Annotated in this window: 25 protein-coding genes and 1 riboswitch; of the genes, 5 read left to right on the top strand and 20 right to left on the bottom strand. The window is 73.8% G+C overall.

What is annotated here, in order from left to right; translation table 11 throughout:
- Positions 1–30: 30 nt before the first annotated feature.
- Genes KLO01_RS11995 through hisI form a run of 3 tightly spaced genes read right to left on the bottom strand, consistent with a single transcriptional unit; the run spans position 31 to position 2,548 of the window.
- A complete protein-coding gene (locus KLO01_RS11995; protein WP_186828032.1) occupies positions 31–603 on the bottom strand; it encodes a Trp biosynthesis-associated membrane protein in 573 nt (190 codons plus the stop codon).
- Complete coding sequence (locus tag KLO01_RS11990) at positions 600–2,180, bottom strand: anthranilate synthase component I (RefSeq protein ID WP_147065449.1); 1,581 nt, start codon at positions 2,178–2,180, stop codon at positions 600–602. Before KLO01_RS11990 ends, KLO01_RS11995 begins: the two co-directional genes overlap by 4 nt.
- Positions 2,177–2,548: a phosphoribosyl-AMP cyclohydrolase gene (gene hisI, locus KLO01_RS11985; RefSeq protein ID WP_147065447.1), complete on the bottom strand. Its 372-nt coding sequence runs from the start codon at positions 2,546–2,548 to the stop codon at positions 2,177–2,179. Before hisI ends, KLO01_RS11990 begins: the two co-directional genes overlap by 4 nt.
- A gap of 36 nt (positions 2,549–2,584) precedes the next feature.
- Between hisI and KLO01_RS11980 the strand changes: the two genes are divergently transcribed.
- Positions 2,585–3,232: a TIGR03085 family metal-binding protein gene (locus KLO01_RS11980; protein ID WP_147065445.1), complete on the top strand. Its 648-nt coding sequence runs from the start codon at positions 2,585–2,587 to the stop codon at positions 3,230–3,232.
- A 29-nt stretch (positions 3,233–3,261) separates the two neighbouring features.
- Here the strand turns inward: KLO01_RS11980 and hisF are convergent, their stop codons facing one another.
- Positions 3,262–4,035: an imidazole glycerol phosphate synthase subunit HisF gene (gene hisF, locus KLO01_RS11975; RefSeq protein WP_147065443.1), complete on the bottom strand. Its 774-nt coding sequence runs from the start codon at positions 4,033–4,035 to the stop codon at positions 3,262–3,264.
- Positions 4,036–4,070: 35 nt separating this feature from the next.
- Between hisF and KLO01_RS11970 the strand changes: the two genes are divergently transcribed.
- Both KLO01_RS11970 and KLO01_RS11965 read left to right on the top strand, forming a co-directional pair.
- Positions 4,071–5,234: an FUSC family protein gene (locus tag KLO01_RS11970; protein ID WP_147065440.1), complete on the top strand. Its 1,164-nt coding sequence runs from the start codon at positions 4,071–4,073 to the stop codon at positions 5,232–5,234.
- Between the two features lie 9 nt (positions 5,235–5,243).
- Entirely contained in the window at positions 5,244–7,055 is a 1,812-nt protein-coding gene (locus tag KLO01_RS11965; protein WP_147065438.1) for an MFS transporter, read from the top strand.
- A gap of 139 nt (positions 7,056–7,194) precedes the next feature.
- Here the strand turns inward: KLO01_RS11965 and KLO01_RS11960 are convergent, their stop codons facing one another.
- From KLO01_RS11960 to KLO01_RS11945, 4 genes are all read right to left on the bottom strand, one after another.
- A complete protein-coding gene (locus KLO01_RS11960) occupies positions 7,195–7,641 on the bottom strand; it encodes a PH domain-containing protein (protein WP_147065435.1) in 447 nt (148 codons plus the stop codon).
- Positions 7,638–8,483 (bottom strand): ATP phosphoribosyltransferase, encoded by an 846-nt coding sequence (hisG, locus tag KLO01_RS11955; RefSeq protein WP_147065433.1) that lies wholly within the window; start codon positions 8,481–8,483, stop codon positions 7,638–7,640. Before hisG ends, KLO01_RS11960 begins: the two co-directional genes overlap by 4 nt.
- A 14-nt stretch (positions 8,484–8,497) precedes the next feature.
- Positions 8,498–8,761 carry a phosphoribosyl-ATP diphosphatase gene (locus KLO01_RS11950; RefSeq protein ID WP_147065431.1) on the bottom strand — a complete coding sequence of 88 codons (264 nt, stop codon included), beginning with the start codon at positions 8,759–8,761 and terminating at the stop codon, positions 8,498–8,500.
- An 84-nt stretch (positions 8,762–8,845) separates the two neighbouring features.
- Positions 8,846–11,428 (bottom strand): RCC1 domain-containing protein, encoded by a 2,583-nt coding sequence (locus KLO01_RS11945; protein WP_147065429.1) that lies wholly within the window; start codon positions 11,426–11,428, stop codon positions 8,846–8,848.
- Between the two features lie 105 nt (positions 11,429–11,533).
- On the opposite strand from KLO01_RS11945, the gene KLO01_RS11940 reads away from it, so the two are divergent.
- Positions 11,534–12,052, top strand: a complete 519-nt coding sequence (locus KLO01_RS11940; RefSeq protein WP_147065427.1) for an RNA polymerase sigma factor — start codon at positions 11,534–11,536, stop codon at positions 12,050–12,052.
- Positions 12,052–12,891 carry an anti-sigma factor family protein gene (locus KLO01_RS11935; RefSeq protein ID WP_147065425.1) on the top strand — a complete coding sequence of 280 codons (840 nt, stop codon included), beginning with the start codon at positions 12,052–12,054 and terminating at the stop codon, positions 12,889–12,891. The genes KLO01_RS11940 and KLO01_RS11935 overlap by 1 nt, the downstream gene beginning before the upstream one ends.
- A gap of 43 nt (positions 12,892–12,934) precedes the next feature.
- Here KLO01_RS11935 and ribH read toward each other — a convergent pair whose 3' ends face one another.
- The 12 genes from ribH to metK form a co-directional block, all read right to left on the bottom strand.
- The gene (gene ribH, locus KLO01_RS11930) at positions 12,935–13,420 is read right to left on the bottom strand and encodes a 6,7-dimethyl-8-ribityllumazine synthase (protein WP_147065423.1); all 486 of its coding nucleotides are present in this window, start codon (positions 13,418–13,420) and stop codon (positions 12,935–12,937) included.
- On the bottom strand, positions 13,417–14,646 hold the full coding sequence (gene ribB, locus KLO01_RS11925) for a 3,4-dihydroxy-2-butanone-4-phosphate synthase (RefSeq protein WP_147065421.1): 1,230 nt from the start codon (positions 14,644–14,646) through the stop codon (positions 13,417–13,419). Before ribB ends, ribH begins: the two co-directional genes overlap by 4 nt.
- On the bottom strand, positions 14,643–15,344 hold the full coding sequence (pnuC, locus tag KLO01_RS11920; RefSeq protein ID WP_147065419.1) for a nicotinamide riboside transporter PnuC: 702 nt from the start codon (positions 15,342–15,344) through the stop codon (positions 14,643–14,645). Before pnuC ends, ribB begins: the two co-directional genes overlap by 4 nt.
- Positions 15,341–15,982 carry a riboflavin synthase gene (locus tag KLO01_RS11915; protein ID WP_147065417.1) on the bottom strand — a complete coding sequence of 214 codons (642 nt, stop codon included), beginning with the start codon at positions 15,980–15,982 and terminating at the stop codon, positions 15,341–15,343. The genes pnuC and KLO01_RS11915 overlap by 4 nt, the downstream gene beginning before the upstream one ends.
- The gene (ribD, locus tag KLO01_RS11910) at positions 15,982–17,007 is read right to left on the bottom strand and encodes a bifunctional diaminohydroxyphosphoribosylaminopyrimidine deaminase/5-amino-6-(5-phosphoribosylamino)uracil reductase RibD (protein ID WP_147065416.1); all 1,026 of its coding nucleotides are present in this window, start codon (positions 17,005–17,007) and stop codon (positions 15,982–15,984) included. The genes KLO01_RS11915 and ribD overlap by 1 nt, the downstream gene beginning before the upstream one ends.
- A 119-nt stretch (positions 17,008–17,126) precedes the next feature.
- A riboswitch (FMN riboswitch) is annotated at positions 17,127–17,257 on the bottom strand.
- Between the two features lie 74 nt (positions 17,258–17,331).
- A complete protein-coding gene (locus KLO01_RS11905; protein WP_147065414.1) occupies positions 17,332–17,895 on the bottom strand; it encodes a pentapeptide repeat-containing protein in 564 nt (187 codons plus the stop codon).
- Entirely contained in the window at positions 17,895–18,554 is a 660-nt protein-coding gene (gene rpe / locus KLO01_RS11900) for a ribulose-phosphate 3-epimerase (protein WP_147065412.1), read from the bottom strand. The genes KLO01_RS11905 and rpe overlap by 1 nt, the downstream gene beginning before the upstream one ends.
- Positions 18,555–18,596: 42 nt before the next feature.
- Positions 18,597–20,099: an RsmB/NOP family class I SAM-dependent RNA methyltransferase gene (locus tag KLO01_RS11895; protein ID WP_147065409.1), complete on the bottom strand. Its 1,503-nt coding sequence runs from the start codon at positions 20,097–20,099 to the stop codon at positions 18,597–18,599.
- Positions 20,099–21,067: a methionyl-tRNA formyltransferase gene (gene fmt, locus KLO01_RS11890; protein ID WP_147065407.1), complete on the bottom strand. Its 969-nt coding sequence runs from the start codon at positions 21,065–21,067 to the stop codon at positions 20,099–20,101. The genes KLO01_RS11895 and fmt overlap by 1 nt, the downstream gene beginning before the upstream one ends.
- Before the next feature lie 84 nt (positions 21,068–21,151).
- Positions 21,152–23,206, bottom strand: coding sequence for a primosomal protein N' family DNA-binding protein (locus tag KLO01_RS11885; RefSeq protein WP_147065405.1), 2,055 nt, complete (start codon positions 23,204–23,206; stop codon positions 21,152–21,154).
- Positions 23,207–23,236: 30 nt separating this feature from the next.
- A complete protein-coding gene (locus tag KLO01_RS11880; RefSeq protein ID WP_246136179.1) occupies positions 23,237–24,073 on the bottom strand; it encodes an alpha/beta fold hydrolase in 837 nt (278 codons plus the stop codon).
- Entirely contained in the window at positions 24,022–25,242 is a 1,221-nt protein-coding gene (gene metK, locus KLO01_RS11875) for a methionine adenosyltransferase (protein WP_147065403.1), read from the bottom strand. The genes KLO01_RS11880 and metK overlap by 52 nt, the downstream gene beginning before the upstream one ends.
- Between the last annotated feature and the right edge of the window lie 5 nt (positions 25,243–25,247).

Here is a 25,247-nt window from a genome sequence, read left to right as displayed (position 1 = left end):
TCGGAAGTGGTGCGGTCGCGCGTCATTCTGTCACTCTCGGCCCGCGGGACCGACATCGGTCGGGTCCTCACCGGCGCTGAGCTGGTCCCAGTCGCTCTCGGGCGCGCGCCCCGGCGCGTCGTAGCGCGAGGACAGTCCGGGAGCCACCCGCCGGGCCCGTGCCAGACCGAGCAGGGCGAGGCCGGCGAGCACGAAACCCGCAGCGGCGGCCCACGGCCAGGCGCCGGCCGAGGCGTGGGTCTCGATGGACCCCGTCCGGCCGGCGTTGGCGGCGGCGATCGGTCCGAGGGAGCCGTCGGGGTCGAGCAGGACGCGGGCGACCATCGCGACACCGCCGAGGGCCGACAGCCCGGTGAGCACGAGCGCGACGACGCGGGCTCGCGGGCCGGCGGTCGCCGACGCGACGGCGCCGGCGACGACGACGAGCGCGAGGGCCACGACGCCACCGGCGACCTCCGACCCCGAGGCCGACACCGAGGACCGGCCGAGGACGACGTCGTCGACGGACCCGGTGAGCCACGTGCGCGAGGCCGTGACGATGACGAGGAGCGCGCCGAGGACGACGAGCAGGATGAGAACGCCGCGGCGGCGCAGCAGGCTCACGGGACCTTCCTCAGGGCCGAGGCGGTCGCGACGGCGCGCAGGGCGGCGGTCGCCTTGGCGACGCACTCGTCGTGCTCCGTGCGCGGCACGGAGTCGGCGACGATGCCGGCGCCGGCCTGGACGTGTGCGGTGCCGTCGTCGAGCAGCGCGGTGCGGATGGCGATGGCCATGTCGAGGTCGCCGTGGAAGTCGAGGTAGCCCACGACCCCGCCGTAGACCCCCCGCCGCGACGGCTCGTAGCCCTCGATGAGCGACAGCGCCCTCGGCTTCGGCGCGCCCGACAGCGTGCCCGCGGGGAAGGTCGAGACGAGCACGTCGTAGGCCCGCACGCCCTCACGCAGCTCCCCCACGACCGTGGACTCGAGGTGCATGATGTGGCTGTAGCGGCGCACGTCCATGAACTCGACGACGTCGACGGTGCCCGGCCGGCACACGCGGCCGAGGTCGTTGCGGCCGAGGTCGACGAGCATGACGTGCTCGGAGCGCTCCTTGGGGTCGGCGAGCAGGTCCTCGGCGAGGCGCACGTCGTCCTCGGGCGACTTGCCACGCGGCCGCGACCCGGCGATGGGGTGCGTGATGGCCTGCGATCCGGTCACCTTGACGAGCGCCTCCGGCGAGCTGCCGACGACGTCGTATGCCGTCCCGTCCGGTCGCGTGAACCGGAAGAGGTACATGTAGGGGCTGGGGTTGCCCGCCCGCAGCGCGCGGTAGACGTCGAGGGCGTCGGCGGGGCAGGGCATCGAGAACCGCTGCGAGAGAACGACCTGGAACACCTCGCCGGCGCGGATGTCCTCCTTGGCGCTCTCGACCATGGCTTCGTACTCGTCACGGGTGAGGTTGGCGCTCACGCCCTCCATGGCCTCGTCGACCGCGAGGCCGTCGACGACGGACACCGTGCTCTCGGCACCGGCGGCGAGGTCGTGCGTCATCGCGTCGAGCCGGGCGACGGCGTCGGCCCAGGCCTCCTGGACGCGTTCGTCGGTGGCGTCGTAGTTCACGGCGTTGGCGATGAGCAGCACCGAGCCGTCGGCGTGGTCGAGCACGGCGAGGTCGGTCGCGAGCATCATCGCGACCTCGGGGAGGTGCAGCACGTCCGGAGTCATGGACGGGACCTTCTCCCAGCGGCGCACGGCGTCGTAGGAGATCATCCCGACCATGCCGCCGGTGAGCGGCGGGAGCCCGGGGATCGGGTCGGTCGCGAGCGTGGCGACGGTCTCGCGCAGGGCGTCGGTGGCCGGACCGGTCGTGGGTGCCCCGACGGGCGCCTCCCCGATCCAGTGGACCTCGCCGTCCTTCTCGGTGAGCGTGGCCCGACTGGCCGCACCGATGATCGAGTAGCGGCTCCAGACACCGCCGTGCTCGGCGGACTCGAGCAGGAAGGTGCCCGGCCGGTTCTGCGCCAGCTTGCGGTACAGCCCGACCGGCGTCTCGGCGTCGGCCATGAGCCGGCGCACGACGGGGATGACCCTGCGTCCCTCGGCGAGCACGGAGAAGAGCGGGAGCGAGGGCCAGGTCGTCCCGAAGGACAGGTCGGGGCTCGGCTGCGGCGTCGGCTGCGGCTGGGACGCGGCGCTCACGGGGCCGGCTCCCCGACGACGACCTCGAGCGCCCCGGCGTCGAAGCAGGTGCGGTCACCGGTGTGGCAGGCGGCGCCCACCTGCTCGACGCGGACGAGCAGCGCGTCGCCGTCGCAGTCGAGGGCCACCGACTTGACGTACTGCGCGTGGCCGGACGTGTCGCCCTTGCGCCAATACTCCTGGCGGCTGCGCGACCAGAACGTCACGCGTCCCTCGGTGAGGGTGCGGCGCAGCGCCTCGGCGTCCATCCAGCCGAGCATGAGGACCTCGCCAGTGTCGTGCTGCTGGACGATGGCGGCGACGAGGCCGGAGTCGTCGAAGCGGAGGCGGCTGGAGACGGTGGGGTCGAGGTCGGGCACGACCGCCATTGTGCCGCCCGGGCCCGGAGGCGCGAGGATGGGCCCATGACCGACAGCCCCGGAACCCTCGCCCGCAGGGAGCGCCTCGACCTCTGCGAGACCTTCGAGGCCGTCGGCCCCGACGCCCCGACGCTCTGTATGCCGTGGACCTCCCGGGACCTCGCGGCGCACCTCGTCGTGCGCGAGGGACGGCCCGACGTCGCGTCGGGCATCTGGATCCCGTTCCTCAAGGACCGCACCGAGCGCGAGCAGGCCAGGATCGCCGCCCAGCCGTGGCCGGACCTCGTCGAGGCCGTGCGCTCGGGCCCGCCGATCTGGCACCCCGCCCAGCTCCCCGTCGTCGACAACGCCGTCAACCTCGCCGAGATGGTCATCCACCACGAGGACGTCCTGCGTGGCGACGGCACCCCCGGTCCCCGGCGTGAGGTGTCCCCGGAGCTCGACGCCGCCGTGTGGTCCCTGCTGACCCGGATGGCCCGGCTGCTCTTCCGTCGCGTCCCGTCGGCCGTCGAGCTCCACGCGCCGCGGCGCCCGGCGACCAGGGTCGGCAGCGGGGACGAGACCGTCGTCGTGACGGGAGATCCGCTGGAGCTGTTGCTCACGGCATACGGGCGCAGGAACGTCGCGGACGTCGAGGTGAGCGGGACGCCGGAGGCGGTGGCCGCCTTCGAGGCGTCGCGCTTCGGTCTCTGAACCGGCGGCCGGGCCGCGTCAGCGCCTCGTCAGCGGACGGGGTGACCGTCGGCGCGCAGCGCGTCCTTGACCTGCCCGATGGTGAGATCACCGAAGTGGAAGACGCTCGCCGCGAGCACCGCGTCGGCACCGGCCCGCACCGCCGGGGCGAAGTGCTCGACCGCCCCGGCGCCACCGCTGGCGATGACGGGGACGGTCACCTCGCGGCGGACCCGCGCGATGAGGTCGAGGTCGAAGCCGGCCCGGGTGCCGTCGGCGTCCATCGAGTTGAGCAGGATCTCGCCGGCGCCGAGCTCGGCCGCCCGCACGCACCACTCGATGGCGTCGAGACCGGTGCCGGTGCGCCCGCCGTGGGTCGTCACCTCGACGTCGTCCGTGACGGAGCCGTCGTCGGCGCGGCGGCGACGTACGTCGGCCGAGAGGACGAGGACCTGTGAGCCGAACCGGTCGGCGGTCTCGGCGATGAGCTCGGGACGCGCGATGGCGGCGGTATTGACACCCACCTTGTCGGCGCCGCTGCGCAGCAGGCGGTCGACGTCGTCGACGGTGCGCACTCCCCCGCCGACGGTGAGCGGGATGAAGACCTGCTCGGCCGTCCGGCGCACGACGTCGTAGGTCGTCGCCCGGTCGCCGCTGCTCGCGGTGACGTCGAGGAAGGTCAGCTCGTCGGCGCCCTGCTCGCCATAGCTGCGGGCGAGCTCGACGGGGTCGCCGGCGTCGCGGAGGTTCTCGAAGTTCACGCCCTTGACGACCCGGCCGCCGTCGACGTCGAGACACGGGATGACACGGATGGCGACGCTCACGTGGGCAGGCTATCCGGCAGAGGATGATGCCTCGTATGCCGTCCGCCTCCGACCTGCCCTCCCGCGTCGCGAGGCGTTCGCGCTCCGAGGCCCGGATCCGGACCGACCGGCTGTCGAGCCGGCTCGCCTTCATCCTCCAGTGCGGGGTCGGTGCGGCGCTCGCGTGGTGGCTGGCCGGGAGCGTCTTCGAGCACCGGATGCCGTTCTTCGCACCGGTCACGGCGATCATCACCCTGGGCATGTCCTACGGGCAGCGGGTCCGTCGCGCCGTCGAGGTGATGATCGGCGTCGCCCTCGGCGTCTTCATCGGTGACGTGTTCTCGCACGTGTTCGGCAGCGGCGTCCTCCAGGTGCTCGTCGTCGTCGTGCTCGCGATGACGATCGCCTCGCTCGTGGGGGCGGGCATCCTGCTGACGATCCAGGCCGGCGTCCAGGCGGCGATCATCACGACGCTGCTCGCGGCGCCCGACCAGGCCTTCACCCGCTGGCTCGACGCCGTCACCGGAGGCGCGGTGGCGCTCGTCATCAGCGTGCTCGTGCCCGCCACCGGCCTGCAGCGCCCACGGCAGAAGGCGGCCCGCGTCGTCGAGGAGATCTCGGCCATCCTGCGTCAGACCGCCACCGTCATCCGGACCGACGACGGCGAGCTTGCAGGAGCCACACTCACGCGGGCCCGCGCGTCCGAGGGGATGCTCGACGAGCTCCAGGCGCTCGCGTCCGAGGGTGTCGCCGTCGTGCGGCTGTCACCGTTCCGCCGCCGCCACCTGCCCGGCGCCCAGGCCGTCGCCGACCTCCTCGAACCGCTCGACCGGGCCATCCGCAACCTGCGGGTGCTCGTCCGCCGGGCGCTCGTCGGGACGCGGCGCGGAGAGGTGATCCCCCCGGCATACACGGCCCTCATCGACGACCTCGCACGGTCGTGCGACGACATCGCGCGCGAGCTCCACGAACGCCACGAGCCGACCGCGGCCCGCGCCGGCCTGCACCGTCTCGCCGAGCGCAGCGCCGTCATCGAGCCCGCCTCGGGGCTGTCGGGCGAGGTGATCCGGGCGCAGGTCCGCTCGATGGTCGTCGACCTCCTCGTCCTCACCGGGATGCCCGTCGACGAGGCCGGCGAGCTCGTGCCGGTGTCCCACCGCGAGCTCGACGACGACGACCGCCTCGTGGTCGACGATGCCCGAGACGAGGACGCGACCTAGGGTGCGCGTGTGGCATTCGACGCAGTGACGGACGTGGCAGGGCTGACGAGGGAGGTCCGGCGACTCCTCGCCGAGCGGGGCGCCCTCGCCGGCGAGGTCACGGTCGTCGCCGTCGACGGCCCCAGTGGCTCCGGCAAGACCACCCTCGCCAAGGACCTCGGCGACGCGCTCGGCGCGCTCGTCCTCCACGTCGACGACATGCACCAGGGCTGGACCGGCGTGCTCTCCACGGTCGAGCTCGTGCGGAGCTCGCTCGTCGACGCCTGGTCCCACGGCGAGCCCGCGAGCCACCCGACGTGGGACTGGGACGAGGACGAGCCGGGGGCTCGCGAGTCGGTCCCGCGCGCGGACCTCGTCGTCCTCGAGGGCGTCGGAGCGTTCGCGATCGCCGGCGAGTCGGCCTCGGTGCGCGTGTGGGTGGAGGCGCCCACCGAGCAGCGCTACGTGCGCGCCATCGCCCGCGACGGCGCGGTCTTCGAGGCGCGGTGGGACGAGTGGGCCGACCAGGAGCGCCAGCTGTATGCCGTCTCTCCCGGTCGCGCCGCCGCCGACCTCGCGCTCGACACCGGTGTCGGCGCCGACTTGGCGCCGCCGACCGAGGCGCCCCCGGCCGAGGCGCCGCCGGCCGAGGCACAGCCGGCCGACGGACCACCCCTGTGGCTCGTCGTCCTCGGCGTCGTCGCCGCGTCGCTGAGCATGCGCACGCTCATGACGTCGCTGCCGCCCCTGCTCCCGCGCATCCGTGAGGACCTCGGCCTCAGCTCCGTCTGGCTCGGCGTCCTCACGACCCTGCCGGTGCTGTGCATGGGCCTGCTCGCGCCGCCCGCGGCACGGCTCGGGCTCCGGCTCGGTGTTGCCCGGTGCATCTCGCTGGCCATGGTCGCGATCGCCGTCGGCAACCTCGCCCGCGGCTTCGGGCACGAGGTCCTCGCCCTCTATCTCGGCACCCTTTGTGCCGGTGCGGGCATCGCGCTCGCCGGGACGCTGCTGCCGGGCATGGTCAAGGCGTCGTTCCCCGCCGGTCGCGCAGGGCTGGCCACCGGGCTGCAGATGTTCGCCATGATGGGCGGCGCCGCGGTCGCGGCGGCCGTGTCGGTGCCGCTCGCCGGCGCCCTCGGCGACTGGGACACCTCGCTCGGCTTCTGGGGCCTGGTCGCCGTCGCCGGCGTCGTGCTCTGGCTGCCCGTCGACCGCGACGTCCACCGGGGCGGCGACCACGACCAGCACCCGCCGGACTCGAGCCACCGGCTGCCGTGGCGCAGCCACACGGCGTGGCTGGTCGCCGGGTTCCTCGCGGTGCAGTCGTGGCAGTTCTACTCGACGCTGGCCTGGCTCTCCCCCACCTACGTCGGGCACGGCTGGGAGGCGCAGGACGCCGGGATCCTGCTGTCGGTGTTCACCGGGGCCCAGTTCGTCTCGGGTCTCGTCGGTCCCGCGATCACCGACCGGGTCGGCGACTGGCGGGTGCCGCTCGTCGGCGCAGCGTTGTGCGGGCTCGCGGGCCAGACCGGAGTGTGGGCGGCTCCCGACGCCGCCCCGTGGGTGTGGGCGCTGCTGCTCGGCGTCGCCCAGGGCGCGTCGTTCGCGATCGGGCTCGTCCTGCTCGTCCGGTATGCCGTCTCGCCCGCCGCCGCTGCCCGCTTCACGGCGATGGCGTTCCTCGTCTCCTACACCGTGGCTTCGATGGGGCCCACGACGATGGGTGCCGTGCGTGACCTCACCGGGAGCTACTCGACGATCTGGCTCGTCCTCGCCCTGCTGATGTTCCTCCAGCTGGTCGCGGCGATGTCGCTCAAGCCCGGCCGCCCACGCGTCTCCTGACCCGCGGCGCCAGAACTGACCAATAGGTCGAAAGTTGTCACCGAGCGGCGGTCGCCCGCGCCAGAACTGACCAATTGGTCGAAAGTTGTCGCCGGGCGGCGGGCGCCTGTGCCAGAACTGACCACTTGGTCGATTCGTGTCAGCGGTGGTCGCGCGAGACCGAGACGAGGTCGGCGAGGCGCTGGGCCTCGTCCCGGGACGTGGGTCCGTCGGCCCGCTGGATCGCCATCACCGCCACCGTCTCGGTGTCAGCGAGGTGGATGCTCACCCACGGGTCTCCGTCGTCGAACGTCACGTCGCGGATCTCGTCCCACCGGATGTGCCGCTGACCGATGAGGTTCTGCACGGTGACCCCGGTGTCGTCGGGGACGGCCTTGATCGCGGCCCACCGCCAGAGCACGAGCGCGAGCGCGACGCCGATGACGGCCATCATCACCCGGTCGGCCACGACCCATCCGCCCTCGTCGACACCGGACACGAGCACGGCGAGGACGACGAAGAGCGCCAGCGAGACGGCCGCCATGACCGTCGCCATGAGGCGGCCGCGCCGGGACCGGAACGGCTCGCGGGACAGTGGCTCGCTCACAGGCGGCACGCGGCGATGTCGGTGACGAGGATGGCGCGTGCGCCCATCTCCCAGAGGCGGTCCATGACCTGGTTGGTGCCCGAGCGCGGGACCATCGCGCGGACGGCCTTCCACTCGGGGTTCTGCAGGCTCGAGACGGTCGGGGACTCCAGACCCGGCGTGATCGCGCACGCCTCGTCGACGAGGGCCGCGGGGACGTCGTAGTCGAGCATGACGTAGTGGCGGGCGGTGACGACGCCGAGCATCCGGCGCCGCAGCACCTCGATGCCGGAGTCCTGGTCGCTGCCGTCGCGACGGATGAGCACGGCCTCGCTGCGCAGGATCGGGTCGCCGAAGACCTCGAGGCCCTGGCTGCGCAACGTCGCGCCGGTCTCGACGACGTCGGCGATGACGTCGGCCACCCCGAGGGTGATCGCGGTCTCGACGGCGCCGTCGAGGCGGACCACCTCGGCCTGGACACCGTGGTCGGCGAGGTGCTTCTCGACGAGGCCCTGGTAGCTCGTGGCGACCCGGCGGCCCGAGATGTCGGCGAGGGTCGAGACGGAACCGGGGCGGCCGGCATACCGGAAGGTCGAACCCCCGAAGCCGAGGGTCATCACCTCGGTGGCGGCACTGCCCGAGTCGAGCAGGAGGTCGCGGCCCGTGATGCCGCAGTCGACGGTGCCGGAGCCGACGTAGACCGCGATGTCACGCGGGCGGAGGTAGAAGAGCTCGACGCCGTTGGCCTCGTCGGTGACGACGAGCTCCTTGGAGTCGCGACGGGTGCGGTAGCCCGCCTCCCGCAGCATCTCGGCGGCGGGGTCGGCGAGGGAACCCTTGTTGGGGACGGCAATGCGCAGCATGAGGGGCTCGTGTCTCAGAGGTGGGTGTAGACGTCGTCGAGGGTCAGGCCCTTGGCGACCATGAGGACCTGCAGGTGGTAGAGCAGCTGCGAGATCTCCTCGGCGGCGCGCTCGTCGCTCTCGTGCTCGGCGGCCATCCACACCTCGGCGGCCTCCTCGACGATCTTCTTGCCGATGGCATGCACGCCGGCGTCGAGCTGGGCGACCGTGCCCGAGCCCTCGGGACGGGTCGCGGCCTTGTCGGTGAGCTCGGCGAACAGCGCGTCGAAGGTCTTCACGGGGTCAATCGTACGAGGGGCGGCACCATGCCCCGGACAGCGGACGCGGAGCGAGACCGCCGCGCCACCCGGGGCCGTCGGCCCTCACCCGATCCGCACCGGCAGCCGCGAGTACTGCTTCGGCGCCTCGAGCGGCAGGGCCAGCTGTCCGGAGTAGCTGTCGCCCCAGCACCACAGCGACGGACGGGCATCGAGAGCGCAGGCGAAGCCGCTGCCGACGGCGACCTGCCGGACCGCTGCACCCGTCGTCCCCGTCTGCCACGGCACCGACGAGGAGTAGACGGACACGTTGCCCAGTCCCGCCGAGCTGCTACCCCAGCAGCGGGTCGTCCCCGCAGTGAGCACGGCACAGGTCACTCCCCCACCGCTCGAGATGGCGCCGACGCCGGAGCCGAGTCCGACCACGGGTCGCGGCGAGGTGGTCGGGGTCAGCGTGCCGTCACCGAGGTAGCCGAACCGGTTGTCACCCCAGCAGTGGACGGCGCCGGTGGTGAGCAGGGCACAGGACGCCTCGCCGACGCTCACCGAGGTCGCTGGAGCCGGCAGGGGGATGACGACGGGCGTCGTGCTCGAGCCCGTGGGTGAGGAGAAGCTCCAGCAGCGGACCTGACCGGTCGTCATGACGACGCAGCGCGGAGCGCCGTCGGCGAGCGAGGCGACGCCGGACCCCAGACCCGTGGGCGTGACGGGGGTCGCCGAGCGGTCGACCGACGACCCGTTGCCCAGACCACCGATGAAGTTGGAGCCCCAGCAGCGCACGCCGCCGGCCGTGCTCAGGGCGCACGTGAGGCCCAGCCCGCTCGCCACCTGTCGCGTGCTGCTCGTGAGCGCGGCGTAGCGCGTCGGCGTGACGACGTACGCGTCGGTCGACGGTGACACCTGGTGGTCGAGGTTGAGGCCCCAGCACCACACCCGGGCGCTGGCGACGGCGCACGTCGTCCCGTCGCCGAGTCCGGCGTCGCTGACGTTCGTGAGCCCGGGCACCTCGCTCGGCGTGGTCGTGAACGAACCCTCGTCGCCCGGCGCCTGGCCGTAGGTGTTGGACCCCCAGCACCAGAGTCGACCGCCGGTGGTGCGAGCGCAGGCGTGGTTCGTCCCGGTCGCGACCTGGGCCACGGTGGGCAGCGCGGCGACCGTCGCGGTGCCTGCCGTGGACGTCGAACCGGACTCGCGTATGCCGTCCTGCCCGCTCCGGACGTCGGTCCCGCTGCGGTGCGGGCGGGTTCGCGGTTCGGTGCTCCGGGTCGAGGTGGGCCGGTAGGCGATGGCTCCGGTGCGCCACTGGTGCGCTGCGCGGACGTCGGAGGAGCCGGGCCGGCGCGACCTCGGCGACGACGGCGACGCGGGTGCCGAGAGCCTCGAGGAAGAGGAGGACGTCGCTGTGCCCGAGGGCCAGGGGTCCGCGGAGACGTTGCCGCGCCCGAGCTGACCCTCGACGTTACGACCCCAGCACAGGACGACACCGGCTGCGGTGAGGGCACAGTGGTGGTTGTAGTTGTTCTCGACCTGGAGCACACCGGAGCCCAGCCCCGTCACCGGCTGGGGTCGCCACGCCCCTAGCGTCCGCTGGTTCCCGAGGAGCAGATCGTCCAGTCCCGGGTCACCCGAGCCCCAGCAGAGCACGGCGCCGGCAGGAGTGAGCACACACGTGGAGGACTGGCCGGGTGCGACGGTGCTCGTGGTGCCGTCGCCGAGCGTCTCGACGCGGGCCGGCACCGGCGCCTCGGGCGCGTAGTTCCGCCCGTCGCCGAGCTCGCCGGGCCCGCCCCAGCACCAGGTCGCGCCTGCCGTGGTCACCGCACACGTGCGGTCGAGGCGGGCGGCGAACTGCCTGACACCGGTCAGCTGCACGAGGCGGGGCGTCGTGAGGGCGTTGTACTCACCCGCACCGGCGAGCCACTGGCTGCCGCCCCAGCACCACAGACGTCCGCCGCTCGTCACCGCGCACGCATAGGTCGCGCCGGCCGAGACCGAGGTGACGTCCGTCGGCAGGCCCCTGACCGCGACCGGCCGGAGGCGGTCGGTCGTCGTGCCGTCGCCGAGCCCGCCGGAGCCGTTCCAGCCCCAGCACAGGACGGCTCCGGTCGTGCGCTGGGCGCACGTCTGCTGACCGCCCGGTGACACCGAGCGGACGCCGGAGGTCAGTCCCGACGTCGTGACGGGCAGCGACCGGTCGATCGTCGTCCCGTCACCGAGCATCCCCCACGTGTTGCTCCCCCAGCAGCGCACCGCGCCCGCGGTCGTCACCGCGCACGTGTGGTCCTCCCCCGCCGACAGCGACGCGACGCCGGACCGCAGCCCGACGACCCACTGCGCCACGCCCGAGGGAGCACCGGTCGTGCCCCGGCCGAGCTGGCCGTAGGTGTTGTCACCCCAGCACTGGACACCGCCGGTGCGGGTCAGGGCGCAGGTGTGTCGGAAGCCCACGGCCACGCGGGAGGCCACGGCGCCGTCGGCGAGCACCACAGCGGCCGGTGCCGGCGCCGTGACGGTCGTCAAGGTCGTCAGGCTCGTCGTGCCGGTCGGGGGCGTGCCGGTCAGGGCCCTGACGGGCGCCGACGTGGCGGCCGGCGCGCCGAGCAGCGACACCACGAGAACCGCGAGCAGGACCCCCAGCCTCGTCCTGAGCGAGCCACCCCGGCGCCGTCTGCTCAGGTACAGTCCCATGCGTTCCTCCGTCTCGTCGGATCATCCACCTACGAGGACGCGAGACCGGTCGCCGTGATTGCATCGCCCATGGGGTCGCCCGCCGGTCACTGACGCAGGAGGAGCATGCACTTCGAGGAGGCCGTGCGCGCCGATGCCGCACGTCTGCACCGGCTGGCCCGGCGGCTCACCGACACCACCCACGACGCCGAGGACCTGCTGCAGGACACCTACCTGCTCGCGTGGCGGGCGTGGCAGCGCTCCGGTCCACCCGAACGCGCGACGCCGTGGCTCGTGACGATCTGCCTCAACCAGGCGAGGTCGCGCCGCCGGCGCACCGACTCGATGCCGCTCACCCCCGAGGACCTCTCGAGCGCTCTCGACGCCGATGTGGTGCGCCGGGTCACCGCGGGCGACGTGGAGACGCAGGTGCTCGCCAACCTCGACACCGACCGGGTCCGCACGGCCCTACGCCGGCTGCCCTACGCCCAGCGGGAGTCGCTCGTGCTCATGGACGTGTGCGGCCTCACCGCGGCCGAGAGTGCCGGCCTGCTCGACGTCCCCCGGGGCACCGTCCTGTCGCGCGTCCATCGCGGGCGCCAGGCGCTCGCCCTGCTGCTGCTCCAGACCCAGGAGGTGCCGTGATGGCCACGACCGACCACCGCCCAGAGGACTCCCCTGACCACGGCTTCCCGCTGGCCGACCACGTCGAGGGTCTGCTCGACCGCGCCCGCCGCCACGAGGTGGAGGATCACCTCCGCGGTTGTGCGACGTGCTCCGCCGAGGTCGCGCTGGCGCGACTCGGGAGGGAGGCCGGCCGGCGCGAACACGCCGCCGCCCTGGCCGACGACGAGGGTTCCGCGGCCCTGCACGAGCGCCTCATGGCCGGGCTCCCCGATGCCGCGCGGTCCCGGTCCGGGGAGCCGGTCGACACGCGCCCGGCCGGTCGGGTCGGACGCCGTGCGCTGCTCCTCGGCGTCGCGGCCGGCACCCTCGTCGTCGCCGGCGTGGCGGTCGAGTCGGTGCGGCGCACCCGCGACGGCTCGACGGTCGACGCGGACGCACCGGCGCCCTCGCCGACCGCAGGCGGCGGCGAGGGAGGCACGGGCAGCACGAGCACCGATCCCGCTGCGGTGCTCGACGCCGCCATGGCCGACTACCGCGTCGGCAGGCTCCCGTCGGGCCGGCAGCCCACGGCCGCACCACCCGACCTCGCCGGTCTCGGGCTGTCCGTCGAGGGGGCGAGCACCGCGACGCTCGCCGAGCAGACCGTCTCCGTGTTCGGCTACCGCACGGGCGAGGGCGAGCGCGTCGTCGTCTACGTGGGCGAGCGGCCCTTCACGTCCCCGGCGCTGCAGGGCGCGCAGTACGCCCCGAGGGCCGTGCAGGACATGTGGGCGGCGTGGTTCCCGCGGCCGACGCCGACGCTCGTGCTGGGCGAGGACGAACGCCTCGTGCACGACGTCTGCGAGGCCCTCGTCTGACCCGCCCGACCGTCCCCGACCGTCCCCGGTCGTCCGGTCGCGGTCAGCCAGCGCCCAGCGCACGCGGCGCGAGCCCGCGCAGCGTCACCGCGGTGGCGACGGCCGCGAGGGCCGCCTCGGCGCCCTTGTCCTCGCCGGACCCGGGCAGGCCGGCGCGGTCGAGTGCCTGCTCCTCGGTGTCGCAGGTGAGGACACCGAACCCGACCGGCACGCCGGTGCGGGTGCTCACGTCGGTGAGGCCGTGGGTCACCCCGCTGCAGACGTACTCGAAGTGCGGCGTCCCACCACGGATGACGACCCCGAGGGCGACGAGGGCGTCGTGCGTCGGGGCGAGGCGGGCCGCGGCGACGGACAGCTCGACGGTGCCCGGCACCCGCACCACCGGCACGTCCGGCAGCCCGGCCCCGGTCAGCGCCCGCACCGCGCCGTCGATGAGCCCGTCCATGACGACGTCGTGCCACGACGCGGCGATGACGGCGACACACAGCCCCGTCCCGTCGACGTGGACCTCGGGTGCTCCAGCCTTCATGCGCTCGCCTCCGTGGCGTCGTGGGTGTCGAGGACGAGGTCGTGGCCCAGCCGGTCGCGCTTCGTGCGCAGATAGGCCGCGTTCGTCGGGACCGGTGCGACCTGGAGCCGCTCGACCGTGGCGACGTCGATGCCCGCGGACCGGACCGACGCGACCTTGTCGGGGTTGTTGGTGAGCAGCCGGACGGCGTCGATGCCGAGGTCGTGAAGGATCGCCGTCGCCGCGGCGTAGTCGCGCGCATCGACCGGCAGACCGAGCTGCTCCTGCGCGGCGACGGTGTCGATGCCGGTGTCCTGCACGGCATACGCGGCGATCTTGTCGGCGAGACCGACGCCACGGCCCTCGTGGCCGCGCAGGTAGACCACGACGCCTCCCTCGCGTGCGACGCGCGCCTGGGCCCGGCGCAGCTGGGGCCCGCAGTCGCAGCGGGCCGAGCCGAAGACGTCGCCGGTGAGGCACTCGCTGTGCAGCCGGGCCAGGGTCGGCCCGTCGCCCAGACCGAGAGGGCTCACGAGGGCCAGGTGCTCGTCGCCGGTCAGGGTGTCGCGGTAGGCGTGGATGGTGAACGTCCCGTCGGGCGTGGGCAGCGTCGACGTCGCGTGGCGCCGGACGCGGTCGTGCCGCTTGCGGTGGGCGACGAGATGCTCGATGGTGATGACCGGCAGGTCGTGCTCGGCGCCGAGGTCGAGCACGGCGGGCAGCCGCATCATGGTGCCGTCGTCGTGGGTGAGCTCGGCGATCGCACCGACGGGCTCCAGACCGGCGAGACGGCACAGGTCGACGGCCGCCTCGGTGTGGCCGCGGCGGGTGAGCACGCCCCCGTCGCGGGCGCGCAGCGGCACGACGTGGCCGGGGCGCACGAGGTCGGTCGCGGTGGTGCCCGGGTCCGAGAGGAGCCGCACCGTGTGCGCGCGGTCGGCCGCGCTGATCCCCGTCGTCACACCCACGGCCGCGTCGACCGTGACGGTGTATGCCGTCCGCAGCCGGTCCGCGTTGTCCCGCACCATGAGCGGGAGGTCGAGCCGGTCGGCCACGGCGTCGGTCACGGGCGCGCAGACGTAGCCCGACGAGTGCCGGATCGTCCACGCCATCCACTCGTCGGTGAGCGTCTGGGCGGCGAGGACGACGTCGCCCTCGTTCTCGCGGTCCTCGTCGTCGGTGACGAGCACGGGTCGTCCCGCCCTCAGCGCCTCGAGCGCCTCCTCGATCGTCGAGAGCCGCGTCATCGCATGGCCTCCGTGAGCTCCCGGTCGGGGTCCTTCTCGACGCGGGAGGCCTTGAGCCACACCGTGAAGCCGTAGAGGACCAAGGCGCCGTAGACGGCATACAGGACCGCGGACGGATAGAACTTCGAGTGCCACAGCAGCGGCACGCCGACGAGGTCGACGGCGATCCACATGAGCCAGAAGTCGTTCCAGCCGCGCGCCATCGCATAGGTCGCGAGCATCGACCCGACGAAGATCCACGCGTCGCACCAGAAGTACCAGCGCGGCGCCGGCCAGCCCGCACCGATCGTCGCGAAGACCCATTGCCCGATGACGAGGCCTGCGGCCCACACCCCGACGTATGCCGTCCGCTCCCGGACCGTGGCCCAGCGCGGCGTGATCGCGGGCGAGTCCGCACCGCGCGCCTTGCGGTGCTCCTGCCAGCGCCACCAGCCGTAGACGCTCGTGAGGATGAAGAACACCTGGCGCCCGGCCTGGCCGTAGAGCGTCTGGTGCTGCGGGTTCGAGAAGGCGACGCCGAAGAACACGGTGAAGAGCAGCGCGTTGCCGATGATGCCGACGGGCCACGCCCAGACGCGGCGTCGCATGCCGCCGATCGCGGAGGCGAACCCGAAGGCGTTGCCGACGATCTCGCGCCACAGGATGTGCGAGTTGCCGATCGTCAGCTGGGCCTCGAAGAGACGCTCGAGCCAGTTCATGCGGGGACCTCCGTGGTCGTGTTCTCAGGGGTGATGTGCGTTGGCGTGGTGGTGAGCAGGCGCTCGACGTACTTCGCGAGGACGTCGACCTCGAGGTTGACGGTGTCGCCGACGGCTCGGGAGCCGAGCGTCGTGAGCGCGAGGGTGGTGGGGATGAGCGAGACGCTGAAGGTGTCGTCGGTCACCGCCGAGACCGTGAGGCTCACGCCGTCCACGGTGATCGAGCCCTTCTCGACGACGTAGCGCGCGAGGTCCCGGGGCAGCGTGAAGGTCACGACCTCCCAGCGGTCGCCGGTGACCCTCTCGGTCACGGTCGCGGTGCCGTCGACGTGGCCCTGGACGATGTGGCCGCCGAACCGCGCCGAGGCGGCCATCGCCCGCTCGAGGTTGACGGGGGCACCCGCGTCGAGGTCGCCGAGTCCGGTGCGGGACAACGTCTCCGCCATGACGTCGACGGTGAACCAGCCCTCCTCGACGTCGTGCTCGACGACGGTGAGACACACGCCGTTGACGGCGATCGACGCACCGTGGACGGCGTCGCTCGTGACGAGCGGTCCGCGCAGCGTGAGCCGGGCGGACTCCTCGGCGAGGTCGATGCGGTCGACCTGACCGAGCTCCTCGACGATTCCGGTGAACATCAGCGGGCCTCCTGGAGGACGGCGGTGATGCGGATGTCGTGGCCGATCATCCGCATGTCGGTGGGTGCGAGCCGGAGGGCGTCGTCGATCGTCGTGATGCCGAGGTCGCTCACGGACGGGCGTCCGCGTCCGAGCAGGACCGGCGCGACGTAGGCGACGATCTCGTCGACGAGCCCGTCGGCCATGAACGCCGCGGCGACGGTGGGCCCGCCCTCGAGCCAGACGTGGTGGACCTCGCGGTCGGCGAGCGTGGCGAGCGCCTCGCGCGGTGACCGGGTGCGCAGGTGGAGCGTCTCGGCGGCGCCGTCGAGGACGCGCGCGCCGGCCGGAAGGTGCCGCTGCCCCATGACGACCCGCAGCGGCTGAGCGTCGCGCAGGCTGCCGTCGGCGTGGCGCGCGGTGAGGTGGGGGTCGTCGGCCAGCGCCGTGCCCGTCCCCACGACGATCGCGCCGCACCGGGCGCGGTGCTCGTGGACGTCGCTGCGGGCCTCGGGCCCGGTGATCCACCGGCTCGTGCCGTCGGCGGCGGCGCTGCGGCCGTCGAGCGTGGTCGCGAGCTTCCACGTGACCCAGGGCCGGCCCGTGCGGATGCGGTGCAGCCAGGTCCGGTTGAGCTCGGTCGCCTCGGCCTCGAGCACGCCGCCCTCCGTTACAACCCCGTGGTCGGCCAGCCAGGCAGCGCCACCGGCGGCCGAGGCGTTCGGGTCGCCCACGGCATACACGACACGGGCCACACCGGCGTCGGCGAGCGCGCGCGAGCACGGACCGGTGCGGCCGTCGTGGTGGCAGGGCTCGAGCGTGACGTATGCCGTGGCTCCCCGTGAGCGACCGCCGGCGGCAGCCAGGGCCGCGGCCTCGGCGTGCGGCGTGCCCGCGCCCCGGTGCCAGCCCTCGGCGACGAGGGTCCCGTCGGGCGCGACGAGCACGCAGCCGACGCGCGGGTTGGCGTCGGCCTCGGGTCCTTGGGAGGCGACGCCGAGGGCACGCAGCATCCACTGCGTGTCCGTCGTGCTCTGCTCCTGCATGCGTCCTGCCCTCGTGCTCGAGACCGTGTGGTCGAGCTCCGGGGGACGTGCGGGCGACGCGGCGCCGCCGACGGGTCACAGCGTGACGTCGGACGGCGCGACCCCGAGGGGCCTCGCTGTCACGTGCTGCCTACCATCCGGACTCTCACCGTCGGTCTGGGAGTTCCACCCAGTCAACCGGCCGCTGGCTGCGGTCGGGTCGCGGACTGTCACCGCCGGTTCGGAATTGCACCGACCCCGGAGCACGTCACCTCACAGTATGCCGCAGAGTCGACCCGTCCCGTTTCTCCGTCCGCGGTGACCCTGGCCACCCTGCACGTGGCGTCAGCCGATCGAGAGGCCGAAGACCTCGAGGAGCCCCGGGGCCGCGTCGAGGTCGATGCGCGCCCCTTTGAGCCGGCTGTCCCGCGGGTCGAGGACGAGGCCACGGGTCCCCCGGAGGTCGGCGTCGCGCAGGTCGGCCCGCGAGAAGCGGGCACCGGAGAGGTCGGAGCCGCCGAGGTCGGCCCGGCGCAGGTCGCACTCGCTGAGGTCGACATCGGTGAGCTGGCAGTCCCGGAAGACGAACCCGTTGAGGTCCAGCCCCGCGAAGGTCGTGCCGTCGAGGCGGCACCGCTCGAACCGCAGCGGCTGGGCGAGCATCGAACCGGCGCCGGTCGCCGTCCAGTTGACCGCGAGCAGCTTGCAGCCGACGAACGTGCAGTCGACGAACCGCGTGTCGGTGAGCGCGGTCATCGACAGGTTGCAGCTCGTGAAGGTGCACTCCTCGAAGACGCAGTCGAGCACCTTCGCGCTCTCCCACGACAGTCCGGAGATCTCCTCCCCCACGACCTCACGTCCGCGCAGCACCTCGCCGGGCGCGAGCGACTCGAGCACGCGCTCGGCCATCACGAGTGGGCGTGCGCCGCTGCGAGAGAACGCAGCTCGTCGACCGCGGCGGCGGCCGACTCTGCGCCGTAGACCGCGGAGCCGGCGACGAACACGTCGGCCCCGGCCTCGGCGCACTGCTCGATGGTCTTGGCCGAGACTCCCCCGTCGACCTGGATCCAGACCTCGCCGCCGTGGCGGCGCACGGCCTCGCGCACCTGCGCCACCTTGGGCATCTGGTCGGCCATGAACGACTGTCCACCGAAGCCGGGCTCGACCGTCATGACGAGCACCATGTCGAGCTCGGGCAGCAGCTCCTCGTAGGGCGCCCACGGCGTCCCCGGCTTGATCGCCATGCTGGCCCGCGCCCCGGCGGCCCGCAGCGTCCGGGCCAGGGTCCGTGGGTCACGAGCGGCCTCGACGTGGAACGTCACCGACTGGGCCCCGGCCTCCGCATAGGCAGGCGCCCAACGGTCGGGGTCCTCGATCATGAGGTGGCAGTCGAGCGGGATCGGCGAGACCTTGAGCAGCGACTCGACGATCGGCAGCCCGAGCGTGAGGTTGGGCACGAAGTGGTTGTCCATGACGTCGACGTGGGCCCAGTCGGCGTTCGAGATCGCGTCGAGCTCGGACTGGAGGTTGGCGAAGTCGGCGGAGAGGATCGACGGTGAGATCTGCACGGCGCTCACCCTATCGACGGTCGCCCCGACCTGACGGAGGGCTCAGGCCTTCTTGCGCAGCAGCGTGAAGAACATCGCGTCGGTGCCGTGCACGTGCGGCCAGAGCTGCACCTCGGGACCGTCGCCGAGGTCGTGGAGCACCTCACCCGAGGCGTCCCGGAAGAGGTCGCGGGCGTCGACGACCTCGATGTCGTCGCGCTTCTTGAGGACGTCGCGCACGACGAAGGTCGTCTCGGCCGGGTGGGGGCTGCACGTCGCGTAGCCCACGAGTCCGCCGGGAGCCACCGCGTCGAGCGCGCTGCGGAGCAGGTCGCGCTGCAGCGGCCCGAGCTGTGCGAGGTCGCCGGGCTGGCGGCGCCAGCGTGCCTCCGGTCGGCGACGCAGCGCACCCAGCCCGGTGCAGGGTGCGTCCACGAGGACCCGCCCGTATGCCGCCGGCTCGGTGACGCCGACCTCGCGGCCGTCCGCGGTGCGCACCTCGACCCGTCGTCCGGTGGCCGCCGCTCGGGCGGTGATCGGCTCGAGCGTCGTGCGGACGAGCTGGGCGCGGTGCTCGCTCACCTCGACGGCGACGAGGTCGGCCCCGGCCTCGAGCGCGAGGGCGCCGAGCACCCCGCTCTTGCCGCCGGGACCGGCGCAGAGGTCGAGCCAGCGTGCGGGCACCTCGGCAGTCACCGGGGCCGTGGCGAGGGCGACCGCGAGCAGCTGCGAGCCCTCGTCCTGGACGGCAGCCCGTCGCTCCCGGATCGCGGGGACGGCGCCGGGGTCGCCGTGGTCGAGCACCGCGCCGAGGGGCGAGGTCTCGCTCGCAGTCGCACCGGCCTCGACGAGCTCGTCCACGCTCGCGAGACCCGGGCGGGCGACGAGGCTGACCTTGGCGGGGGTGTTGTCGCTCTCGAGGAGCGCGCGCAGCTCGCCGTCGACCGTCTCGGCCGTGGCCCGCCCGTGGCCGAGCAGCGCTCCGCGCAGTGCGCTCACGACCCACTCCGGGTGCGAGTACTCCGTCGCGAGCGCGGCGGTGGACCCGCCCTCGGGCACGACGAGCTCCAGCCACTCCTCGCGCGTCCTCTCGCTCACCCGGCGCATCACGGCGTTGACGAAGCCGCTGGCACCGGCACCGCTCACGGTGCGGGCCAGACCCACGGTCTGGTCGGCGGCGGCGTGCGACGGGACGCGCATCCCGAGCAGCTGGTGGGCGCCCAGCCGGAGGACGTCGAGCACCCCGGCGTCGATCTTGGCGGTCGGGCGGCCGGCCGCCTGGACGATGACCGCGTCGTAGAAGCCCTGCATCCGCAGCGTCCCGAAGGCCAGCTCGGTCGCGAACGCCGCGTCCCGCGCGTCGAGGCGGTGCCGCCGCAGGATCGAGGGGAACTCGAGGTTGGCGTAGGCGCCCTCGTCGACGGCGCGAAGGAGCGTGTATGCCGCGAAGCGCGCCGGTTCGGCGTGCTTGGCCCGGTCGCTCGGCTTCTGGCGGGAGCGCTGGCCGCCACGCGGACCGCCGCCCTGGGGACGGCGGGGCTGGCGGTGCTGGTCGGGTGCGGGCATCAGGACAGCGTAGTGGCGGCGGTGAACGCCTCGCCCACGTCGATCCGCACACCCCGGGCCCAGTCGGCGGCGGCCATCGGCTTCTTGCCCGGCGGGCGCACCTCACCGAGCGTGACGACACCCGAGGCCGTGCCGACGTGGACGGCCCGCTTCGTGGCGACGATCTCCCCCGGTGCGGGTGCGCCCGAACCGTCACGACCGTCCAGCGCGTCGTCCGCGGCCAGGGTCACCGGGCCCACGCCGACCCGCTCGCCACGGAACGTCGTCCACGCCCCGGGCGCGGGGGTGCAGCCGCGCACGTGGCGGCTCACGGCATACGCAGGGGTGGCCCACGCGATCTCGGCGTCCGCGGTGGTGAGCTTGGCGGCGTGCGAGACGCCCTCGGCGGGCTGGGGCACCGCGGTGAGGCCACCCGAGGCGAGCCCGTCCATCGTCGCGACCAGCAGGCCCGCGCCGGCGTGGGCGAGGCGGTCGAGCAGGGTGCCCGAGGTGTCGTCGGGGCGGATCGTCTCGGTCATGAGGCCGAGGACCGGGCCGGTGTCGAGCCCCTCCTCGATGACGAAGGTCGTCGCACCGGTGGCGTCGTCACCGGCCATGATCGCGCGCTGCACGGGCGCCGCCCCGCGCCAGGCGGGCAGCACCGAGAAGTGAAGGTTGACCCACCCGTGGGTCGGGATGTCGAGGACCTCACGCGGGAGCAGCGCGCCGTAGGCCACCACCGGGCAGGCGTCCGGTGCGATCTCGCGCAGCCGCGCCTGGAAGTCGGGGTCGCGCGGGGAGACCGGTGTGAGCACCTCGATGCCGCGCTCGACGGCGAGCGCCTTGACCGGCGACGGGTGCAGGGTGCGGCCGCGGCCGGCGCGGGCGTCGGGGCGGGTGAGGACGGCGACGACCTCGTGCTGGGAGCCCAGGAGCGCCTCGAGCGCCGGGACCGCCGTGTCGGGGGTGCCGGCGAAGACCAGCTTCATCGGTTCTGCCTGCGCTCGCTCGTCACACGGGCCAGTCTACGAAGCGGCGCCCGTGACCTCCTCGGCGCTCCGGGCCCCGGCCCGTCAGCTCGCGGGGTCGCGCGGGTCGAGCCGCGCCGTGAGCGGTGACGTCTCCTTGCGCGCCGACCGGCGGGCCCGCATGGCCGCCACCTCGGCCGCGAGCGCCGGCCCGTCGGTGAGGGGTGCGCTGAGGACGAGCCGCTCGGTGTCCTTGTCGACCGGCAGCGGTCCGAGCACCTGGACGGAGTCCGCGAGGCGCATCTCGTCGACCGCGGCCCGGAGCGCTGCGCGGGCGCCGGTGAGGGTGGCGACGCGCGTGGTCGGCGGCAGCGACAGCTCGCGACGCTCGGTGAGCTCGCGGTCGGCGAACCAGGCGGGGTCCCAGCGCACGAGCGCCTCGACCGCAGGCACCGTCGTGTGCGTCGGCGCACCGGCGAGCACGACCACCCCACCGTCGGCGGCACCACGGGTGAGGGCGACGGCACCCATCCACCGGCGCAGCGACTCCTCGGCGGCGTCGAGCGAGGGACGGTCGAGCAGCGCCCACGCGTCGAGCAGGAGGCAGGCGGCGTAGCCACCGCTGGCGACCGGCTCGGCCCCGGGCGTCGAGATGACGAGCCGTGGCTTCGAGTCCACCGCGTCGACGACGTTGCCCGCACCCGAGGTGGCCAGCGGCACACCGGGGAAGGCACGCCCCAGCTCCTCGGCCGTGCGGCGGGCACCGACCACGGAGGAGCGGAGGCGGGGCGACCCGCAGTTCTGGCACTCGAACCGGGTCTCGACGGCACCGCACCAGCGGCACGTCGGGGGCGAGTCGGGCCCACGCAGACCCAGCGGGCCCGAGCAGACCGTGCAGCGCGCCGGCCGTCGGCAGTCCTGGCACGACAGCGAGGGCAGGTAGCCCCGTCTCGGCACCTGCACGAGCACCGGTCCCCGCGTCAGGGCCTCCTTGGCCACCTGCCACGCGGAGGACGGCAGGTGCGCCCGGGCGGCGGCGGGGTCGCGGGCGAGGTCGGAGCCCTCACCGGCGATGCGCACCCGGGCCACGACCCGGCGCAGCAGGGCCCGGTCGGCCTCGAGGGGCACGACGACGCCGTCGGCGCACCACAGGGAGAGCGCGGCGGTGCGCGAGAACCCGGCGCTGAGCAGGGCGGCACCCTCGGCGGCGGCGCGCAGCCGTGCCACCTCACGCACCTGCGGGTAGGGCGCGCGCGGCTCGTCGTGCAGGTCGTCGCCGTCGTCCCACCAGGCGACCAGCCCGAGGTCGTGCACGGGCGCGAACGCCGCCGCCCGCGACCCGACGACGATCCGCACGTGCCCCCGCAGGACCTTGAGGTATGCCGTGTAGCGCGCCTGTGGTCCCTGGTCGGCCGTGAGCCTCACGTGGTGCCCCTTGCCGAGACGCTCGGTGAGGGCGGTCTCGACCCGTGCGACGTCGCGGGCATCCGGGACGACGAGGATGCTCCCCCGCCCACCGGCGAGGGCCGCGGCTGCCGCATCGGCGAGCAGGCGGGGCCAGTCCTCGCCGGGCTCGACCGTGGGGGCGGCGAGCAGGGAGGCCGCGGGCGCCCCGCCCGAGGTGAGGTGGGACAGGAAGGCGGGCCCGCCGGCATACCGGCTCCACGCGACCGACTCGAGGCCCGCGGGTGGCGCGTCGACGTCGGGAGCCTGAGCGGCCAGGGCCTTCTCCGCGGCGGCGTGCCGCGGCGGGACGGCGAGGCGCAGGACGTCACCGACGACCCCGCCGTAGCGACGGGCGACGGCGCGGGCGGTCTCGAGGACCGCCGGGGTGAGGACGGGCTCGGGTGAGACGAGGCGGCGCAGGGTGGCGAGGCGTCCCTCGTGCTCGGCCTCGGCGGCCCGCGAGAGGACGAAGCCGTCGAGGTCCTGGCCCGCGAACCGCACCCTGACCCGCACACCGGGCACCACCTCGTCGGCCATCGTCGCGGGGACGAGGTACTCGAACGGGCGGTCGAGGTGGGCCAGACCCGTGTCGACGAGCACGGACGCCACCGGGTCGACCTCGGCCACCGGCACACCGCCGGACGCGGGCCGGGGCCGCGAGCGCACCGAGGGTTCGATCAGCGACAGCTGCGTCCCCTCACCCGACTCGGTCATCCCCCGAAACTAGACGACCGGGCGGACACGTCAGCGGGCGAGGCGGCCCAGGAGCAGCGCCGCCGTCTCGTCCGGGCGCTCGATCGACGGGAAGTGGCCGGCCCAGTCGAGCTCGACGTACTCGGCGCCGGGGATCTCGCGGGCGAGCAGGGTCGCGATGTCGCGGTGGTGGGCCACGTCGAGGGCCCCTGCGACGACGAGGGTCGGGACGCTCACCGAGGTGGGGTCGACCTCGACCCGCTCCGGTCGGGGCCCCTGGTCGAGGGCGTCGGCGGCGAGCTGCACCTCGAACGCCCGGCGCTGCATGCGGGCCACGTCCTCGCGGACCTCCTGCGGGACCACGGGCTGGACCCAGAGGGCGACGTTGAGGGCCACGGCGCCCTCCACGTCGCCCGCCTCGAGCAGCGCGTCCTCGCGCTCGCCGAACGCGAGGACGACGGGGTCGGTCACCTCGAGCCCGCGGTAGGCCGTGCAGAGCAGGACGAGCGACTCCACCCGCTCCGGGTGTCGGGTGGCCAGCTCGAGGGCGACCCGGCCCCCGAACGAGGACCCGACGACGGTCGCGCGCTCGATGCCGAGCTCGTCGAGGAGGTGCGCGACGTCGTCGGCGTCGGCGTAGGCCTCACCGGGCAGCGGGCTCTCGCCGAAGCCGCGCAGATCCGGGGCGACGACGCGGTGGGACGCGGCGAGCGTGGTCAGGACCGGCGCCCACATGCCCCGGTCGGTGACGCCCGAGTGGATGAGGACGACGGCGGGCCCGCTGCCCTCGTCGTCGTGCGCGAGGAGCAGCGGGCCCGTGGTGTCGGTGCTCAGGGTCAGCCCTTGACCGCGCGTTGGAGGTCCTCGACTCGGTCGGTGCGCTCCCACGTGAAGGGGTTGTGCACGCCGTCGGCGGTGGTGCGGCCGAAGTGGCCGTAGGCCGCCGTCGGCTTGTAGATCGGACGGAGCAGGTCGAGCGCGTCGAGGATCGCCGCCGGCCGCAGGTCGAACACCGAGAGGATGGCGTCCTGGATCTTGTCGGCGGGGACGGTCTCGGTGCCGAAGGTCTCGACGTAGATGCCGACCGGCTGGGCCTTGCCGATGGCGTAGGCGACCTGGACCTCGCAGCGACGGGCGAGACCCGCGGCGACGACGTTCTTGGCGACCCAGCGGGTGGCGTAGGCGGCGGAGCGGTCGACCTTGCTCGGGTCCTTGCCGGAGAAGGCGCCGCCACCGTGGCGGGCCATGCCGCCGTAGGTGTCGACGATGATCTTGCGACCGGTGAGGCCGGCGTCGCCCATCGGGCCACCGATGACGAACGTGCCGGTCGGGTTGATGAGCGAGCGGTAGTCCGAGGTGTCGAGCTCGGTGCCCGTCTCGGCGAGCTCGGCGAGCACCGGCCCGATGACGTGCTTCTCGATGTCGGGGCTGAGCAGGCCGTCGAGCGAGATGCCGTCGGCGTGCTGCGTGGAGAGCACGACGGTGTCGAGCTTGACCGCCTTGTCGCCCTCGTAGCTGATCGTCACCTGCGTCTTGCCGTCCGGCCGCAGGTAGGCGACGTCCTCGCCCTTGCGGACCGCGGTGAGGCGCTCGGCGAGCCGGTGCGCGAGGAAGATCGGCAGCGGCATGAGCTCGGCGGTGTCGTCGCAGGCGTAGCCGAACATGAGGCCCTGGTCGCCGGCGCCCTGCTTGTCGAGCGGGTCCACGCCACCGGTGCGGCTCTCGTAGGCCGTGTCGACGCCCTGGGCGATGTCGGGGCTCTGCTGGCCGATGGAGACCTCGACACCGCAGGAGGCCCCGTCGAAGCCCTTGGTCGAGCTGTCGTAGCCGATGCCGAGGACGGTGTCGCGCACGATCTTGGGGATCTCGACGTAGGCCTCGGTCGTGACCTCGCCCGCGACGTGGACGAGCCCGGTCGTGACCATCGTCTCGACGGCGACGCGGGCCCGAGGGTCCTGCTCGAGCATGGCGTCGAGGATCGAGTCCGAGATCTGGTCACAGATCTTGTCGGGGTGCCCCTCGGTGACGGACTCGGACGTGAACAGGCGTGCAGCCACCCGGG

It is taken from the genome of Knoellia locipacati (genome assembly GCF_007992835.1).
GTDB lineage: Bacteria > Actinomycetota > Actinomycetes > Actinomycetales > Dermatophilaceae > Knoellia > Knoellia locipacati.
This window is presented reverse-complemented; position numbering and strand designations above follow the sequence as displayed.

What these genes read in the sequence shown, in the direction of transcription:
- KLO01_RS11905 (WP_147065414.1), bottom strand. Translation starts at nt 17,895, where the DNA reads ATGGCCGAGCGCGTGCTCGAGTCGCTCGCGCCCGGCGAGGTGCTGCGC.
- hisG (WP_147065433.1), bottom strand. Translation starts at nt 8,483, where the DNA reads ATGCTGCGCATTGCCGTCCCCAACAAGGGTTCCCTCGCCGACCCCGCC.
- hisI (WP_147065447.1), bottom strand. Translation starts at nt 2,548, where the DNA reads ATGGCGGTCGTGCCCGACCTCGACCCCACCGTCTCCAGCCGCCTCCGC.
- KLO01_RS11970 (WP_147065440.1), top strand. Translation starts at nt 4,071, where the DNA reads ATGCCGTCCGCCTCCGACCTGCCCTCCCGCGTCGCGAGGCGTTCGCGC.
- ribB (WP_147065421.1), bottom strand. Translation starts at nt 14,646, where the DNA reads ATGACGCGGCTCTCGACGATCGAGGAGGCGCTCGAGGCGCTGAGGGCG.
- KLO01_RS11935 (WP_147065425.1), top strand. Translation starts at nt 12,052, where the DNA reads ATGGCCACGACCGACCACCGCCCAGAGGACTCCCCTGACCACGGCTTC.
- KLO01_RS11915 (WP_147065417.1), bottom strand. Translation starts at nt 15,982, where the DNA reads ATGTTCACCGGAATCGTCGAGGAGCTCGGTCAGGTCGACCGCATCGAC.
- pnuC (WP_147065419.1), bottom strand. Translation starts at nt 15,344, where the DNA reads ATGAACTGGCTCGAGCGTCTCTTCGAGGCCCAGCTGACGATCGGCAAC.
- ribD (WP_147065416.1), bottom strand. Translation starts at nt 17,007, where the DNA reads ATGCAGGAGCAGAGCACGACGGACACGCAGTGGATGCTGCGTGCCCTC.
- fmt (WP_147065407.1), bottom strand. Translation starts at nt 21,067, where the DNA reads ATGAAGCTGGTCTTCGCCGGCACCCCCGACACGGCGGTCCCGGCGCTC.
- KLO01_RS11980 (WP_147065445.1), top strand. Translation starts at nt 2,585, where the DNA reads ATGACCGACAGCCCCGGAACCCTCGCCCGCAGGGAGCGCCTCGACCTC.
- KLO01_RS11940 (WP_147065427.1), top strand. Translation starts at nt 11,534, where the DNA reads ATGCACTTCGAGGAGGCCGTGCGCGCCGATGCCGCACGTCTGCACCGG.
- KLO01_RS11895 (WP_147065409.1), bottom strand. Translation starts at nt 20,099, where the DNA reads ATGCCCGCACCCGACCAGCACCGCCAGCCCCGCCGTCCCCAGGGCGGC.
- ribH (WP_147065423.1), bottom strand. Translation starts at nt 13,420, where the DNA reads ATGAAGGCTGGAGCACCCGAGGTCCACGTCGACGGGACGGGGCTGTGT.
- KLO01_RS11885 (WP_147065405.1), bottom strand. Translation starts at nt 23,206, where the DNA reads ATGACCGAGTCGGGTGAGGGGACGCAGCTGTCGCTGATCGAACCCTCG.
- KLO01_RS11945 (WP_147065429.1), bottom strand. Translation starts at nt 11,428, where the DNA reads ATGGGACTGTACCTGAGCAGACGGCGCCGGGGTGGCTCGCTCAGGACG.